Origin of the sequence: Aquimarina spinulae (genome assembly GCF_943373825.1) — a bacterium.
Taxonomy (GTDB): domain Bacteria; phylum Bacteroidota; class Bacteroidia; order Flavobacteriales; family Flavobacteriaceae; genus Aquimarina; species Aquimarina spinulae.
In genome coordinates this window covers 350,784-363,834 of record NZ_CALSBP010000001.1, presented here as the reverse complement: position 1 = coordinate 363,834, position 13,051 = coordinate 350,784, and the positions used below count along the sequence as shown (strand labels likewise).

The following is a 13,051-nucleotide window of genomic DNA, read 5'->3' as shown; positions in this document are numbered from 1 at the left end:
GGTCAAAAAGTAGTGCTAAAAGTTCAATCTAGTTGATACTGTTTTGGGGTAACACCAAATTTTGTTTTAAATGCATATATAAAATTTGAAAGGTTTTCATAACCAATTTCCTGATAGATTTCTGATGGTCGCTTAGCATTATTCTTTAACATAAAAGCCGAGTGTTCTAACCTCTTATCTAAAAACCATTTACTGGGTGATTGATGAAAGTGTTTTTCAAATTCTCGTTTAAATGTGGATACACTCATATTTGATAAAAAGGCCAACTCTTTTAATGTCATTTTTCTTAGTTTATTATTTTCGACCACACTAAGGAAATTTTGAAAGGAGTTGCTTTGATGAGTCATCATTGAATTTATAAAACCTGTCCCATTAGTTTCTACTAAATAGATCATGATCTCCTCAAATTTTGTCCGAATCATCTTTTTTTGAATACTCGGCGACAGTCTCGAAATATCAACTAAACTATTTACGTAGTTTTTTATAAATTGATCATATTGAAATGAGTATGCTGATTGTGGCACACTACTATTAGACGTTTTGATATCGAATTTCTGAATGAATTGTAGTATTTCTTCATTCGAGAAAAACAACAATACACTTTTATAATTTTTATGTATTGATGAGAGTTTTTCTGTCATTAAACAATGTCCTGATTTCATTAATAGAAAACTAGAATTCTCAATTAAGAAAGATGAATTATTTGTAAAAACCTCCTTTTGGCCATCAATCAAAAAACTAAAGACATTTTTTGTGAGTTTGATTTGTTGCTTAGCAAGCTCTTTCGTTGATTGATAATAGTATAAACTGGTAAACATATGTTTATCAAGGGTTAACTCAATAGGAAGTGTCACTGTTTTCATAGAGTTTCTAATTTAAGAAAATCCATTTTTCTGGACGGTACTTTTTCTAACTTTTATAAGAAACGTTCTAATACAACAGGTCATTATTATACCAGAATATGTATATGATTTCTCCTGTTTATAAGATTATCATTTAATTATTACGCCGTATATTTATTTTTTAATTCCAAATAGAATTTCCTGTTCGTAGTTTCCATATGGTATTATTGTCTACGAATTTTAGAGAAGAACTGTTTATGATTTCAAAAATAATATCATTTTGAAATTCTATTATCTGCGATGATGAATATATTACTATTTTATTATTTCCGACTTTATAATTTGCAGAATATTTTATGTCGGTAAACAGGATTTCGACATTTTCATTATCGATAAAACTTAATTCCTGATGGCAGTTTATAAAAAAATCGGGATCAGTTTGAGCATCTATGCATTCTTGTTCAGTTTCAAAAAAAAGATAGTCAAATGTTTTTCCTACAAATTCGGTATTTTGGGAATCATCATCGTTTGAACAGCTTAAAAGCGCTATTCCTAAAATTGACAGTAAAAAATATTTTCCCATTTTCGTTTTTAATATAGATCCCCTTTTTAAGAAAAGGTTGCGTTTATATCTAATGTATGTTATGATCTTTTGTATTACAGGTCTTTATTTTATTTCGACTTTTTTCAAACAATTAATTTTAATTTAGTGTTTTATAATTGCTCAAGAGCTTCAAGAAATTATCGATAAATAACACTCCTATTACTCCTAAAGAGAATAAGCAAATTATACTTGTAACCTCATAAGAAATATTAATTGAATCGTTTTTAAAAAGAAACCATAAAACAAGTGCAACACATAACACCAAACCTCCTATAAAACAAACAATTGACCATTTTATAAAGCTTCTCACTTTGGATTTATAGTTTTTTTCTAGAATGATTTTTGACATTACAATTTCTTCAAAATCAGGATTATCCAAATTAAATCTTCCTTCTTCCAGAAATTCTTTTATCCTGTTAAAATCTTCATCAATTTTGTCTTTCATAAACTTTTATTTAACAGTTTTCGTATGTTTTTTCTTGCACGATGTAATATTACTTTAACATTTGATATTGACCAACCTGTAATGTTTGAAATTTCTTTTATTTTCTTTTCTTCTAAATAAAATAAATTCAAAACTAAAGCTTCGTTCGGGTTTAAACGATGTATAGACTTTTGTGTTAATTCCCATTGTTGGTTTTCTTTAGTTTCCTCTATAGCTAATTCGGCTATCTGATCATCTATTTTGCCAAAATCAATTTTATTTTTTCTTAAATACATAAAAGCCTCATTTACTACAATTCTATAAAACCACGATGAAAATTGGGCGTTTTTTTTAAAATAACGCAAGTTCTTAAATGCTTTAATAAAAGACTCTTGAACTACATCTTCTGCATTATGGGTATTTTTTACAATTGAGATGGCAAGGTTATAAGCAATATCCTTATATTCTCTTACGAAATACCGGAAAGCCTGTTTATCCCCACTAAGGATTTTATCAATATAAAAATCATCCACTTTATTGTCTGTTGGTATTTCTTGTTTTTATAAAATGATTAATCATACATGATATACCTAAACAGACACCAATAATGAAGGTTATATAAAACCCTTTTGCTTTATCAGGTTCATTCTCTTGGAAAAAAAAGTAAAGTCCAAGGAGTAAAAAAGATACACTCATACCAAGAATCACAACAGAAACCTTTAACCAAGGAAATATAAACTTAAACCTATTTTTTCGCTGCAAACGAAAAATATCTTCTAGTTTTTCTCCACGGTCAATTAACTCCATTCGTTCTTTATTCCTCGCTTGTAAGTAAAAATACCAAGCAAAAAATAATGCTATAATAGCTGTTACCGAGATAATACATGCTATAATTAATGAGATCATGATTTTAAGATATTATTTGTTAGTTATTATTTTTTTTGCTTTCATTACTCCTTTTTTTGTTTGCATCTCAATACCTACTACACCATCATTATCATCGATAAGAAATTCAAGTTTTGAATTATCTCTTGCAATTAAAAACTTGTGAATATCATATGGTATGATTTCAATTTTATCGCCTTGAGCCAAACCAAACAATTTGTGTCCTTCTCGTATTATGGTAAGTACAAATTTAGGCGCAAATTGATAATCACCCATATATGTATCCATTTGTTTATGTGTTAAGGAAATGGCTTTCTGATCTGGATTTACTTTTTTCTTTACAGGTTGATGATTGTAGCTAAAAACTTTAGTAATGACCCAATTTGCGTTCTGTTTTTTCCAAAGGTGTATAAATTTTGCCTGTGTGATTGATGTTTTGTTACCTTCGTTTGTTTCAAAAAATTGATGTAATCCTGTTTCCAAAACGCCAAACCCAGGAATCTCGTGGACTTCTAAAGTATTTTTTACTAGTTTCCGTGTTATAGTATAATGTGTGTTCTTTTTTGCTTTCGCTATTTTTTTTAAGCTTTCTATGATTCTTTCTTTTGAATTGATCAATCCATTTTTATCATGAAAAAATTCTATATCTTCACTTATCAAAGCCTTATACTTATCGATTTCTACGTTATTATAAGCCGAAAAAAGCAAAGAGTCCATTTTTAGAATTTCATCAAATAGACTAGTATTTATAGTTTTTAAGTGATCTGTATTCGTTTGGGCTAAACTTAAAAAACAGGTTAATTGCATTATACAAATGATTGTTCTACTAAGTGTTTTTAATCTTTTTAAATTCATCATTACGTTTTTATATTCTTTTTATTAAGATGAATGAAAAAAAGAAAAGGTTACAAAAACTGTAATTTTATTTTAATAGTAGAAACCATCAAACCTTCTTATTGATATAAAAGCAAAAAGCTACCAGATAGGTAGCTTTTTGTATTATGATAAGAATCGAAATCTTACTCTCATATCGATAAAACATCTATATGACTATAGTAAGTATATTGATTACCGTTTTTTAAATATTAGATTGAGCAAGAACAGAATGATTATCGCTCCGATAGCCCCAGTAAGTATTGCACCGATCCAACCGGTACCCAGGCTAATTCCCAATCTTCCCAAAAGCCAGTATCCTACGTAACTACCGACGATTCCAACTATAATATTTCCGATGAGACCTAAGCCACCACCTTTATAAATGGTACCTCCTAGCCAACCTGCTACTGCTCCAATAATAATGGTTACAATTATTTCCATATTGTTAGTTTTAAATTATTAATAAAGTGTTAATATATTAAAAAAATACGAACTTATTAAGATGTGGTTAACATTTCAACACTATCATATGGTCGACTTCTTCGTATTGACACACTTTGTTTTAAATGCTATTTCACTATCAATCACATCAAAGATTATCAATGACTTAGAGGCGTAAAAATGATTCGCAACACTGCAAAATTATAGTTATGTAGATGTCTTAACAGTATAGCTCTTTAGTGTTCTATCGGTTATAAATCCTATTTTAGAATAAATTCTCTCACCAGATGTAGATGCTACCAAAAGAACGATATCACTTAGATTTTGGTAAGCCTCAAACAATAGCTTGTTGGTCATAATCTTACCTAATCCCATTCCTCTATATTCTGGTAGTGTTCCTATCATATGTATCCCAGAACATCCATTTTTATCGTGATATATAATTCCGCAACTTACATATTCATCTTTATGTTTACCTAAAAAAAGATGCATGTTTTTTTGGTGTTTAACTAATGAAACTATGGTCTCGGGGAGTATTTGATACCCAAATGAGTTTGACGAAACTCTTGCGAATACTATTGCCTTGTTATCATCATCAACAGGTTCTATCGTAGCAAAATCATCTAAAGGTGCTGTATGTTTAGAAGTTTCCAAAAACATTGCTTTTACCACTGATTGCTGTTCAAAATTGCACTGTAGTAATTGTTTTTCTACATTTTCATTTTCAGCTACTCCTAATGATTTTGGTAAAGCTCCATTCTTCATTTGTTTATGAAGTTGCTCCAGATTTACGATCTCTGGATCTATCTCAAAAATTTTATTGGGCCAGGAGTTTTTTTCGGGTTTAGTATAGACATACCCCTCTCCTTTATTAAAAAAGCCTCCCTGTGTTCCTATATATCCCCAGAATTCGAAAAGGTGGTTTATTATGATCTTGTTCATAAAACTTAGTTTTGAGAAGTTTTTACAAAAGCTGCCGAATCTTCATAAAATCTATATTCTTTAATTTTTCCATCTTCAATTATGCTTACCTGAGCCCAGTCACTCATGAATAATTTACCAGTTGCTTTTACTTCGTGTGAAAATTTTCCATTTGCAAAAACAACATTTCCTTCAGCAATTACCCTTTCTACACTAAACTCTTTGGTTGTAAAGGAATTAATTATGTTGGCAATAAATTGCTTTGCTTCTTCTTTGGTTCTATATGTACCATGAAGCTGGTTTTTTTTACGTTCTTCGTCACGTACACTTACGATCAGGCAATTTTCGTGAAACAAATCTAATACTTTATCCATATTGCCATTTTGAAAGGCGTTAAAATAATCATGTACTACTGTGCTACTGTTTTCTGAATTTTTCATTTTTTTCGTTTTTATATAGTGAATATTTATTGCATTAATGTAGTAATCGCTTTATCTAGTTTTGTGTTCTCTGATGGATCTTGGATAGACGAATTGTCTATATCAAACTTGTTATTAAAATCTCCCAGAGAATACATGCCACATATGTTTCCACCCCATCTTGGAAAGAGTTTTTCTAAAACCTGAAGATGAGATGCTCCTCCTGTTACTCCAGGAGAAGTGCTCATTAAGACTACAGGTTTGTCTCCAAAAAATCGTTGATCGATTCTCGAAAGCCAATCTATTATGTTTTTAAAAAAGGACGAAGGAAGTCCGTTGTGCTCTGGCGAAGCAATCATAAATCCATCTGCTTCTGTAAACAGTTGAAAAAGTTCTTTTATAGGTTTCGGAATGCCCTTCTCCTCAATAACCGGACTATATATAGGAGCTGTATATTCTGATAATTGTATGAGATGTACATTATTATGCTCATCGATTTTATTGATTGCAGCAAGCAATAATTGTTGATTGATCGACTTAGGATTGTTACTTCCTGAAAAGGCAAGGATTTTTTTCATTTGTACCACTTTTAAAATTATTATGGTACAAACTAACTGCTATTTGATATTAAAAATCTTAAGGTATCTTAAGAAACACTTATGTTGTCGTTTTTTTTCTTAGTGCGCTTAAAAACTCGGGAGTCATTCCTAAATATGAAGCAATCATATATTGTGGTACGCGTTGTTCGATATCTCTATATTTTGAACGAAACTCAAAATATCGTTCTTCTGCCGTTTTACTTAAAGTATTGAGTGTACGATCTTGTATAGCAACGTAGGCATTTTCAAACTTAAACCTAAAAAAACGTTCTATTGCCGGTACCTGATCATATAATTGATTTAATGTATCCCGATGAATCTGAAGTATTACACTGTGTTCTAATGCCTGGATAAATTGTTTGGCCGGAGTTCTAGTAAGGTAACTATACAGATCATTAACCCACCAGCCTTCTATTCCGAATTGAATGATATGTTCTCGTGCTTCCTCATCCATATAGTAACTTCTTAGGCATCCTTCTGCGATATATCTCATATGCGAAGAAACCTCTCCCGTATGCAACAGAATTTCTTTCTTTTTTAAAGTTTCTATATGAAAACATTCACCAACGCAACGTGCATCGTGATCTGTGAGGACAATACGCTCTCTAAAATGTTGTATTAATGTATCAATTGGATCCATGTTTGCTCTATAGGTTTACAACACCGATTTTTTCATGTCAAAAGCGAGCCCAATATAAGTATTGTTATTAAATTCGAATTCGTCTATTATTTTCCAACCTAATTTCTTAGTATGTGCTTTTTCAGAAATAACATTTACTTTATTTATGAATGTTATACTAATCGGATATTTTTTCACAAATTCGACTCTCATTTCTTCAAAAATCAAATTTAGCAATCCTTTGCCCCGATACTCCTTATCGATACAAACCGGCCCGTATTGAAAGCTGTTTTCTGTTGAAATTTGACGTCTATCAAATGATAATTTCGGAAAACGAGAGATCATCACATTAAAAATCTCCCACTGCTCAAAATATTTCCAATTTCCTGCAAAAGCATACGCTACAACTACATTATCATCATTTTCTGCAATAAAAATTCCGTTTTGTTTTATGATTTCTTCAATTTGATTAGTGGTAAATGGGGTGGTTACAAAACCTGTTTCTCGTTCTTTTTCGTTTAAATTGCTAAACAAGTTCTTTTCCTGAAGGGAAAGAATTCCTTTGATATCGGTTACTACCCCTATACGTGTTCTCATCATTTCTATACTATTTTACTAAAGAATACTACATCATTATTTAGGTATGCTTACCTTGGTACCTATATTTTTTATCCAAATAACTAAGGTAGGTAATCTTTTATGTTTACAATATAAAATGAATCTAGATTTGAATGCTAAATCGCTCCATCAAATTTTGCAGATATGGTAAGTGTTTGGTATGATATCAGAGTTTAAAAATCTATCGGTAATAATTTTAATCCTGTATTTTTACATTGCATAAGAACATATTTTTTGTCACCGATCCTTATACGTTCTGCAGCTTTTATTTCTAGCCCGTGTAGTGCCGGTAATGTTGCAGAAAAACGTAGAGTCTTTTCCTGGTTTCTATGTAAGAAATATCCTTTATTGGCATCATAGCGTATCGTTTCTACTTCGGCTTCATATAAAGAGCCTACTCCAAAAATGTCATTTACTCCGTCCTTATTGAAATCTTCGACGACAAAATCTGTAGTTGGCCCAAATTGAGCTTGTACTGGTAATGATGTTATGTTAAAATTTCCTTTTCCATCATTAATCAAGATAACGGTATTAAAATCCTTAGCCATGTAATGAGTTGCTTCTTTCAAGTCCTGATCTCCATAAATATCAGACAGTGACGCGTTTGCAAACTCCCCGTAGGTTTTAAACTTATTCTTTAACATGGGTAATTGCTCAGAGGAGCATTGTTTCCCCCTTACAGGCAATAGTAATCCTGTTTTGGATTCTTTACTCAATATAATATCCAGGCTTTGGTTTTGATCAAAATCTTTGGTGTAAATGTGTAGTGGTTTGTCTTTTGTAGGGTGAAACTTAGTATTCTGGCCCATGTTTCCTATTAAATAATCTATATCCCCATCACTATCAATATCTGTAGGGTGTATCGTAAAATACCATCCAGAAGTATGTTGTAATGCGTCTATATCTTTTTTAATCAATACTCCATTATTGTTATTAAAAATGGTAATTGGCATCCACTCTCCGATTACCAAAAGGTCTTCGTCTCCATCCTTATCATAATCAGAAAAAACAGCACCATTTACCATGTTTAGCTGTTCCTGTCCTTTGATCATTTTATGAGTTACCTTCACAAAATTTCCTTGATCATTTCTTAATATATATGAAGGTGATGACATTGGGTATTTACCCGGGATTACTCCACCACCAATAAAAAGGTCTAGATCCCCATCCTGATCAACATCAGATGTCGCTATGGCAGAAGATATCGATTTGATCTTAGGAAAGGTAGTATCTCTGGTAAAATTACCTTTTCCATCATTTGTATATACTCTATCGATAAGCCAGTCACTATTTTCCTGATCCTCATAACTTCCGCTTGCTACATACAAATCCTGATCTCCATCATTATCTATATCAAAAAATAATGCCTGATTGTCTTCAAATTCTTTATCATTCTGAAAAACGGAAATACTAGACGCTCTAAAAGCTCCATCTTCTTTCTGAATATAGATTGCTGCAGGTGCTCCTTTGGCATTCCCCACAAAGAAATCCTCTTTTCCATCGTTATTTACATCACCAACAGTAAGAGCTCTCCCTTTTTCGCTTTGTTTATGCGGTAATAATAATTGAAGTTTGTAATCATCAAAATTACGTTCGGTATTTTTATACTGAATCCCAAATTGAGAAGCATCAATCACAGTTGAGATATTTGTATGTTGCTTTTTAGTTTTCTCTGTAGTTGACTGTGCATCTTTTTGATTGATCTCGAGCAATTGATTCCCTTTTATATCCTGAAGTGTAGTATATGCTCCTTGAGGCCATTGTACCTGTATGCTATCTACTATGGTTATATCTCCTAATCCAAAATGTATTCGTTGACTTACAGAAGATTGAAATCCTCTCACAGGATAGTGTATTTTTGATTGTTGTTGGTCTTTGGTATAGATATTAACTTTTGCACCAATACCATTGGGGTTTTTATCACTACCAGAAAGTGCAACCGATATATAATTATTATCCTGATTATTTTTATAGATACTGGCAGTTTCCATCTGATTGTTAAGGATGAGATCGAGATCTCCATCATTATCAAGATCGGCATAGGCAACTCCGTTAGAATTTACTTTTTCCTGTAATCCCCATTCTTTGGTAACGGGTAAAAATGTTAAATCCTTATTATTAAGAAACATTTTGTTACTTAATTTACTAGAAGGCATCATACCAATTGCTTCATCTAATGTTACTTTTTTTCGATTACGAATATTAGTCTTCATTCGATTTCTAAAATCCTGGTTAGAAAGATCATGAAGGATACCATTAGTCACAAAAAGGTCATTAAATCCATCATTGTCAAAATCTGCCAATACTGGAGCCCAGCTCCAATCTGTATTAGAAATCCCAGACAGCTGCCCTATTTCACTAAATACGCCATTCCCCAGATTGAGCTGTAATGCATTAGACATATATTGATGATGATACCCCGCATTAACCAACTCATTGAAATTTTCTGTACTCATCGATGCCATATTTTCTTTACCCCTTTTATGATCATCAGACAACATATCTAAAACCACCAGATCAGGTTTTAGATCATTATTAATATCAGCAAAATCAGATCCCATACTATTTGCGGTGATATGATCAAACGTACTAAGAATGGTATTGGTAAATGTGCCATCATGATTATTGATATAAAGAAAATCAGATTCTAAAAAATCATTAGCTACATAAACATCGGGCCAGTCGTCTTCATTAAAATCGCCAATAGATGTACTAAGTCCCCAGGCTTTATTTAACAATCCTGATTTTTGAGTAATATCGGTAAACTTTCCTCCGTTATTTTCAAAAAGCTGGTCGCTACTTTCGGGAAGATAATTAAATTGGATTCTTGGATCTATTGTTACATTATTATTAAAATCTGGTCTGTGATTTAAGAGGTATATATCCAAATCTCCATCTTTATCAAAATCCAAATAATAAGCCTGAGTCGAAAAAGCACTGGATGCCAAACCATATTGATCAGCTTGCTCTATAAAAGTTCCATTTTTCTGGTTGATATACAGTTTATTCTTTCTTTTACCCTCATCTTTAAGCGCTCCTGATTTACATACATAAATATCTAACCAACCATCGGCATTAATATCTATCATAGAAACGCCGGTAGACCAACCTTCCTGATCTGTAACTCCTGCATTTTTTGTGATATCATCAAAAACAAAATCACCTTTATTAAGGTAAAGTTTATTAGTGCCTTGATTAGAACTAAAATATATATCTTCTAATCCATCATTATTGATATCTCCTACAGCTACTCCTCCACCATTATAGATATATGAATAATTAAGAAAATTAAAATATAATGTTTCTTCGATCTTATTCTTAAAATTTATAGTACTATGAGTTTCTGAAACTTTTTCAAATAGTGTTGTATTCTGTTTTTTTTCTACTACAGTATTACTTTCTTTCTGATCTTTTGAACAACCCGAAAAAATCAAAACCAGTACTATGAGGTAAACTATATTCTGCATCATATTCTAAAAATTAGATCTTCCTTTTTTGAGGAAATTTGAAAATAAGGAACATTTTTTTTTATTGTAAACTTATCCTCTAAACAGCATGTTTTTATAGACAAACGACTTGAATTAATTTATTCAAATGATAGCCTTACATTATACATTTCTTAGTATAAATAAACCTCTGAGCATCGTATTTAGGGATATTATACAAATTATTGTACTTTGCTTTAAATATACCTTTTTGTAACGAAATGTTAAATACTTCTCGAATTCTAAAATTTATTTTTTTTATTATACTACTGGTTATTTTTAGTTGTAAGGATACTTCATCAAAAAGTGATCATGCATATACCAATAGCTTGATTAATGAAACAAGCCCTTATTTATTACAACATGCACATAATCCTGTAGATTGGAGACCCTGGAGTGATAGCACTCTTGAAGAGGCTGTAAAAACCAATAAATTATTGATTGTAAGTATCGGGTATTCTTCTTGCCATTGGTGTCATGTCATGGAAAAAGAAACCTTTGCAGATGAAAATATCGCTCGGATAATGAATGAGCGTTTTATAAATATTAAAGTAGATAGAGAAGAACGTCCGGATCTGGATCATGTTTATATGACTGCTGTACAATTAATGCAAGGTAGTGGTGGATGGCCTCTTAATGTTATTCTTCTTCCGAATGGAAAACCTGTATATGGAGGCACTTATCATACCAATGAACAATGGAAAGAAGTGCTGAATAAAATCATCGATTTATATCAAACCGATCCTGAAAAACTGACAGATTATGCCGATAAAATTTCGTCGGGAATACATGCTACCAATGTAATCGAACCCAAAAATGATGATACCCATTTAACTAAAGATGCTCTTGATCTAAGTGTGAACAATTGGCAAAAAAATTGGGACCTCAAATGGGGAGGAGATCTCGGGAATCAAAAATTTATCAAACCTCATAGTTTGGATTTTCTTATGGATTATACCGAACTAACACATAACGACACTGTTAAAAGACATGTTGAAAATACTTTAGACAATATCGCATCGGGAGGCATTTATGATCATGTTGGTGGAGGCTTTTTTAGATACAGTACCGATCCATATTGGAAAGTTCCTCATTTTGAAAAAATGCTTTATACCAATGCACAACTAATTAGTCTCTATTCTAAAGCATATAAAGTTTATAAAAAAGCACAATATAAAACTATAGTAGAAGAGACCATTACTTTTTTAGAACGTGAAATGAAAGGTCAAAATGGGGGATATCACTCGGCGATAGATGCAGATAGTGAAGGAAAAGAAGGTGGTTATTATCAATGGAAAGAAGAAGAGTTACAACATATTTTAAAAGAAGAGTATTCTCTTTTTTCTACATATTATGATTTAGGAACTTCTGAAGATTCGGAAAAAGAAGCTTCTTTTAGTATACAACAATCTTCTAATGATAGTATGTTTAGTGCTCAAAATGATATCTTACCAGAGAAGTTAGTACTCCTAAAAGCTAAATGGCAAGAATTACTCTTTAAAGAAAGACAGAAAAGAGTATCCCCTGCTATTGATGATAAAGTAATTACTTCATGGAATGCCTTACTGATTAATGGATTTATTGATGCATACAAAACTTTTGGGAATAAAGAATACCTTACCAAAGCTATCGCACTTTACGATGTTATTGATACCAATAATACCAACAATAATTTTCTGGTTCATACTTATAAAAAAGGTGATAAGCAGCAAGAAGGTTTTATAGAAGATTATGCCTTACTTATTGATGCCACTATCAATTTATATAGTGTAACCCTGGAAACAAAATACCTGGATCGCGCAAATACGTTACATACAATTGCAACTACACATTATACAGATTCGGTGACTAAGATGTATAAGTATACCAAAGAAAGTAAATTGATCTCTACATTAATTAAAGTTGATGATGGAGTAATACCATCACCAAATGCGGTTATGGCACATAATTTAAAAAAACTTGGTATTCTAAACTATGATAACCAGCTTACAGAAAAGTCGAAGCAGATGTTATCTTCTATGGCAGATTATCTAACCGATAACGCAAAAGATTTTTCTAAATGGAGTGCTTTGCAGCTTCACACTGTTTATCCTTTTTATGAGATTGTAATTGTAGGGGAAAAAGCAGATTCTATAGCAAATACTTTTAATTCGTATTATATCCCAAACGCTATTGTTGTGGGGAGTACCCAAGAAAGCACACTACCAGTATTTAAAAATAAGTATATAGAAGATGCAACTTTTATATATGTCTGCCAACAAGGAGCATGCAAACTTCCTGTTCAGAGTATAGAGCAGGCTCTTAAACAATTATAACAT

General features: G+C 31.7%; 14 protein-coding genes. 1 reads left to right on the top strand and 13 read right to left on the bottom strand.

Features of this window, described 5'->3' with window-relative positions; genetic code table 11:
• Nucleotides 1–23 precede the first annotated feature (23 nt).
• From NNH57_RS01695 to NNH57_RS01635, 13 genes are all read right to left on the bottom strand, one after another.
• On the bottom strand, nucleotides 24–863 hold the full coding sequence (locus NNH57_RS01695; RefSeq protein ID WP_108808552.1) for a helix-turn-helix domain-containing protein: 840 nt from the start codon (nucleotides 861–863) through the stop codon (nucleotides 24–26).
• Nucleotides 864–1,023: 160 nt separating this feature from the next.
• Complete coding sequence (locus NNH57_RS01690; protein ID WP_074407916.1) at nucleotides 1,024–1,425, bottom strand: hypothetical protein; 402 nt, start codon at nucleotides 1,423–1,425, stop codon at nucleotides 1,024–1,026.
• Between the two features lie 118 nt (nucleotides 1,426–1,543).
• Entirely contained in the window at nucleotides 1,544–1,891 is a 348-nt protein-coding gene (locus NNH57_RS01685) for a hypothetical protein (RefSeq protein WP_074407917.1), read from the bottom strand.
• Nucleotides 1,888–2,403, bottom strand: a complete 516-nt coding sequence (locus tag NNH57_RS01680; RefSeq protein WP_074407918.1) for an RNA polymerase sigma factor — start codon at nucleotides 2,401–2,403, stop codon at nucleotides 1,888–1,890. Before NNH57_RS01680 ends, NNH57_RS01685 begins: the two co-directional genes overlap by 4 nt.
• Nucleotide 2,404: 1 nt before the next feature.
• Nucleotides 2,405–2,776, bottom strand: a complete 372-nt coding sequence (locus NNH57_RS01675) for a hypothetical protein (protein WP_074407919.1) — start codon at nucleotides 2,774–2,776, stop codon at nucleotides 2,405–2,407.
• Between the two features lie 12 nt (nucleotides 2,777–2,788).
• Nucleotides 2,789–3,610: a nuclear transport factor 2 family protein gene (locus tag NNH57_RS01670; RefSeq protein ID WP_234423404.1), complete on the bottom strand. Its 822-nt coding sequence runs from the start codon at nucleotides 3,608–3,610 to the stop codon at nucleotides 2,789–2,791.
• 213 nt (nucleotides 3,611–3,823) lie between these two features.
• Complete coding sequence (locus NNH57_RS01665) at nucleotides 3,824–4,072, bottom strand: GlsB/YeaQ/YmgE family stress response membrane protein (RefSeq protein WP_074407921.1); 249 nt, start codon at nucleotides 4,070–4,072, stop codon at nucleotides 3,824–3,826.
• Between the two features lie 207 nt (nucleotides 4,073–4,279).
• Nucleotides 4,280–5,014 (bottom strand): GNAT family N-acetyltransferase, encoded by a 735-nt coding sequence (locus NNH57_RS01660; protein WP_108808550.1) that lies wholly within the window; start codon nucleotides 5,012–5,014, stop codon nucleotides 4,280–4,282.
• A 5-nt stretch (nucleotides 5,015–5,019) separates the two neighbouring features.
• Nucleotides 5,020–5,433, bottom strand: a complete 414-nt coding sequence (locus NNH57_RS01655; protein ID WP_108808549.1) for a nuclear transport factor 2 family protein — start codon at nucleotides 5,431–5,433, stop codon at nucleotides 5,020–5,022.
• A gap of 26 nt (nucleotides 5,434–5,459) precedes the next feature.
• Nucleotides 5,460–5,990: an NADPH-dependent FMN reductase gene (locus tag NNH57_RS01650; RefSeq protein ID WP_108808548.1), complete on the bottom strand. Its 531-nt coding sequence runs from the start codon at nucleotides 5,988–5,990 to the stop codon at nucleotides 5,460–5,462.
• 79 nt (nucleotides 5,991–6,069) lie between these two features.
• Complete coding sequence (locus NNH57_RS01645; RefSeq protein ID WP_108808547.1) at nucleotides 6,070–6,651, bottom strand: Crp/Fnr family transcriptional regulator; 582 nt, start codon at nucleotides 6,649–6,651, stop codon at nucleotides 6,070–6,072.
• A gap of 15 nt (nucleotides 6,652–6,666) precedes the next feature.
• Nucleotides 6,667–7,230 carry a GNAT family N-acetyltransferase gene (locus NNH57_RS01640; protein WP_108808546.1) on the bottom strand — a complete coding sequence of 188 codons (564 nt, stop codon included), beginning with the start codon at nucleotides 7,228–7,230 and terminating at the stop codon, nucleotides 6,667–6,669.
• 191 nt (nucleotides 7,231–7,421) lie between these two features.
• Complete coding sequence (locus NNH57_RS01635) at nucleotides 7,422–10,718, bottom strand: VCBS repeat-containing protein (RefSeq protein WP_108808545.1); 3,297 nt, start codon at nucleotides 10,716–10,718, stop codon at nucleotides 7,422–7,424.
• Nucleotides 10,719–10,954: 236 nt separating this feature from the next.
• On the opposite strand from NNH57_RS01635, the gene NNH57_RS01630 reads away from it, so the two are divergent.
• Entirely contained in the window at nucleotides 10,955–13,048 is a 2,094-nt protein-coding gene (locus NNH57_RS01630) for a thioredoxin domain-containing protein (RefSeq protein ID WP_108808544.1), read from the top strand.
• The last annotated feature ends 3 nt before the right edge of the window (nucleotides 13,049–13,051 follow it).

What these genes read in the sequence shown, in the direction of transcription:
- NNH57_RS01695 (WP_108808552.1), bottom strand. Translation starts at nt 863, where the DNA reads ATGAAAACAGTGACACTTCCTATTGAGTTAACCCTTGATAAACATATG.
- NNH57_RS01690 (WP_074407916.1), bottom strand. Translation starts at nt 1,425, where the DNA reads ATGGGAAAATATTTTTTACTGTCAATTTTAGGAATAGCGCTTTTAAGC.
- NNH57_RS01685 (WP_074407917.1), bottom strand. Translation starts at nt 1,891, where the DNA reads ATGAAAGACAAAATTGATGAAGATTTTAACAGGATAAAAGAATTTCTG.
- NNH57_RS01675 (WP_074407919.1), bottom strand. Translation starts at nt 2,776, where the DNA reads ATGATCTCATTAATTATAGCATGTATTATCTCGGTAACAGCTATTATA.
- NNH57_RS01670 (WP_234423404.1), bottom strand. Translation starts at nt 3,610, where the DNA reads ATGAATTTAAAAAGATTAAAAACACTTAGTAGAACAATCATTTGTATA.
- NNH57_RS01665 (WP_074407921.1), bottom strand. Translation starts at nt 4,072, where the DNA reads ATGGAAATAATTGTAACCATTATTATTGGAGCAGTAGCAGGTTGGCTA.
- NNH57_RS01660 (WP_108808550.1), bottom strand. Translation starts at nt 5,014, where the DNA reads ATGAACAAGATCATAATAAACCACCTTTTCGAATTCTGGGGATATATA.
- NNH57_RS01655 (WP_108808549.1), bottom strand. Translation starts at nt 5,433, where the DNA reads ATGAAAAATTCAGAAAACAGTAGCACAGTAGTACATGATTATTTTAAC.
- NNH57_RS01650 (WP_108808548.1), bottom strand. Translation starts at nt 5,990, where the DNA reads ATGAAAAAAATCCTTGCCTTTTCAGGAAGTAACAATCCTAAGTCGATC.
- NNH57_RS01645 (WP_108808547.1), bottom strand. Translation starts at nt 6,651, where the DNA reads ATGGATCCAATTGATACATTAATACAACATTTTAGAGAGCGTATTGTC.
- NNH57_RS01640 (WP_108808546.1), bottom strand. Translation starts at nt 7,230, where the DNA reads ATGATGAGAACACGTATAGGGGTAGTAACCGATATCAAAGGAATTCTT.
- NNH57_RS01635 (WP_108808545.1), bottom strand. Translation starts at nt 10,718, where the DNA reads ATGATGCAGAATATAGTTTACCTCATAGTACTGGTTTTGATTTTTTCG.
- NNH57_RS01630 (WP_108808544.1), top strand. Translation starts at nt 10,955, where the DNA reads ATGTTAAATACTTCTCGAATTCTAAAATTTATTTTTTTTATTATACTA.